This window comes from Actinomadura geliboluensis (assembly GCF_005889745.1).
Lineage (GTDB): Bacteria > Actinomycetota > Actinomycetes > Streptosporangiales > Streptosporangiaceae > Spirillospora > Spirillospora geliboluensis.
This window is the reverse complement of sequence record NZ_VCKZ01000656.1, coordinates 1-2,830: the sequence shown is the minus strand read 5'-3', so window position 1 is coordinate 2,830 and position 2,830 is coordinate 1. Positions and strand designations below refer to the sequence as shown.

Below are 2,830 nucleotides of genomic sequence, written 5' to 3'. Positions count from 1 at the left end.
ATCCCCAAGGGCGTGCTCCTGTACGGCCCGCCCGGCACCTCCAGACCGGCTACGGGCGGCTCGACCAGCCCGTCCTGGACGAGACGGGCGCGCTGCTCGACCGGGCCGGGCAGCGGCTCCGGCTGTCCGGCGACCACACCGTCGTGACCCTCGCCGGCGGCACCGGCAGCGGCAAGTCCTCCCTGTTCAACGCGATCTGCGGGCTCGAACTGTCGCCCACCGGCATGCGCCGCCCGATGACGTCCAAGGCCCACTCCTGCGTCTGGGGGCTGGACGGCGCCGGCCCGCTGCTCGACTGGCTCGACGTCGACAAGCGGCACCGCTACGCCCGCGCCAGCGCCCTCGACCTGGAGCGCGCCGACGCCGGCCTGCAGGGCCTCGTGCTGATCGACCTGCCCGACCACGACTCCATCCAGGCCGTGCACCGCGCCGAGGTCGACCGGTTCGTCACCATCGCCGACCTGCTGGTCTGGGTCGTCGACCCGCAGAAGTACGCCGACGCCGCCCTGCACCGCAACTACATCGTCCCGTTCGCCCGGCACACCGGCGTCACGCTGATCGTCCTCAACCAGGTCGACCGGCTCGCCCCGCACGAGATCGACGACTGCGTCGCCGACCTGCGCCGCCTCCTGGAGGCCGAGGGCCTCGCCGACCCGCGCATCGTGACCACGTCCGCGGTCGCCGCCGACGGCGTGCACGGGTTCCGGGACGTCCTCATCGACACCGTCGCCGCCCGCCGCGCCCGCACCGAGCGCCTGTCCGCCGACGTCGACCGGGTCGCCGAGCGGTTCACCGCCTACCGCTTCGACGCCGAGCCGCCCACGACCGTCGACGAGAACCGCCGCACCGAGCTGATCCAGGCGTTCACCGACGCCGCCGGCGCGCCCGCCGTCGCCGAGGCGATGGAGAGCGCCTACGAGCTGCGCGCCGCCGACTTCGTCGGCTGGCCCGTCAGCGCCATGATCGCCCGGCTGCGCTCGGACCCGCTGCGCCGGATGCGGCTCACCGAGCTGCGCGAGGAGCTCCGCAACGCCTTCACCGGCCCGGTCGGCGCCCAGCAGGGCGATGTGGACAACGCGCTCCAGAGCGTCACCGAGGGCCTGACCCCCGAGCTCCCCACCCACTGGGGGCGCTCCGTGCGGGCCGCGGCCCGTGCCCACGCCACCGAGATCCCCGAGGCGCTCGGCGAGTCCCTGAAGGCGGCGCTGCCCACCTTCAACACGGTCCCGCGCTGGTGGTGGCTGGTGAAGACCTGGCAGTACTTCCTGATCCTGGTCGCGGTCCTCAGCGTCGTCTGGATCGGCTTCCTCGTCGCCTACGGCCTGCTGGGCGCCGGCGGCGACGACCCGTCCGGCCTTATCGGCCAGGCGGGCCTGATCCCCTACGTGGCGGTCCTGGTCGTGTGCACGCTCGGCATGGGCTGGCTCACGGCGTCCGCCTGCCGCAACCTGGTCGCGCTGTCGTCCGCCAAACACGGCGAGAAGATGGAGCACCACATGCGCCAGGGCATCGAGCACGTCGCGTTCGAGAAGGTCATCGAGCCCATCGAGGACGACCTGGAGGTCTACGCCCGCTTCCGCAAGGACGTGGACGTCGCGCTCGGCTGAGTTATCCACAGTTCCGCGAGGCCCTGCCCGCCGCGGGGCCTCCGCGCCACCGTTGACTCGTAACCGAGGACAACGGAGGACGCAGTGAACGAGGCACACGTCACCATCACCGGCTGGGTCGCCGCCGAACCGCACTACGCCGTCACCGCGAACGGAACCCCCTACCTCTCCCTGCGCGTCGGCTGCACGCCCCGCCGCTTCGACCGCCAGACCAACCAGTGGCAGGACGACGACTCCCTGTTCGTCACCGTCAACTGCTGGCGCAACCTCGCCGAGAACGTCAACGCGTCCGAACTGCGGCGCGGCACGCCCGTCCTGCTCACCGGCCGCCTGCGGATCCGCCAGTACGAACGCGCCGACCAGTGGCGCTTCTCCGCCGAGGTGGAGGCCCTCACGCTGGGCCCCGACCTGAACCGCGGCACCGTCGACTACCGCCCCGCCCAGCGCAGCGGCCCCCTGACCGACGAAGACCGCCAACTGGCCCGCGAAGCCGCCGACCAGTGGGCCCTGACGGCCACCGAAGAGGAGGAACCCAAAGCCGCCTGACCTCGCCCATCGGCCGGGCTTCAGCCGCTTCGCCGCGCCGGTTCCGCGTTTCGGTGGGCACTCGGGCGTGTGCCGCGCAGGCGTTTGAAGGCGACGCTCAGGGCGTAGCCGTTGGCGTAGCCCACCTTCCGCGCGATGGCGTCCACCGTGAGGTCGGTCTGGCGCAGGAGATCCGCGGCCAGGGCGATCCGCCAGTTCGCGAGGTAGGCCATCGGCGGTTCGCCGACCATGGCGGTGAACCGCCGGGCGAGCGCCGCCCGGAAGACCCCCACCTTGGCCGCCGCCTCGGCCACCGTCCACGGGTGGGCGGGCGCGTCGTGCAGCAGCCGCAACACGGCGGCCCGCCACGGGAGCAGCACGGGGGCTCTGTCGACGAGCGTTCCGCAGGTCCGAGCCGATCCGGAGGCGCCCTCGGCCGCTGAGCAGTAGTCGCCGCTGGTCACCTCCAGCGAGGGCGCGGTCGCGGGATCGTCGGCGACCGTGTAAGGCACGTCTCTGCGGACGACGGCGATGCCGCCCAGTTCTGTCGGAGCGAGTGCAGGCGGTCGTCAGGGGCGGTTGGCGGTCGGGTCGGCGCGTTCTCGGCGTAACAAAGGGCGGCAGAACAATGGGCAACACGCCCGGGGCGCGTTGGCGGCTGGTTGTTCGTGGTGCGGTGGGCGGCGGAGGGGGAGCGG

General features: G+C 72.7%; 2 protein-coding genes and 1 pseudogene. 2 read left to right on the top strand and 1 reads right to left on the bottom strand.

Annotated elements, in window-relative coordinates; translation table 11 throughout:
- Both ETD96_RS43120 and ETD96_RS43115 read left to right on the top strand, forming a co-directional pair.
- A partial coding sequence (locus tag ETD96_RS43120) for a GTPase family protein (protein ID WP_138642247.1) occupies positions 1–1,607 on the top strand: 1,607 nt, incomplete at its 5' end.
- An 84-nt stretch (positions 1,608–1,691) separates the two neighbouring features.
- The gene (locus ETD96_RS43115) at positions 1,692–2,153 is read left to right on the top strand and encodes a single-stranded DNA-binding protein (protein WP_138642246.1); all 462 of its coding nucleotides are present in this window, start codon (positions 1,692–1,694) and stop codon (positions 2,151–2,153) included.
- Positions 2,154–2,173: 20 nt separating this feature from the next.
- On the opposite strand, the pseudogene ETD96_RS47395 reads toward ETD96_RS43115, so the two are convergent.
- Positions 2,174–2,485, bottom strand: a pseudogene (locus ETD96_RS47395) (helix-turn-helix transcriptional regulator); the annotation flags it as partial.
- Positions 2,486–2,830 lie beyond the last annotated feature (345 nt).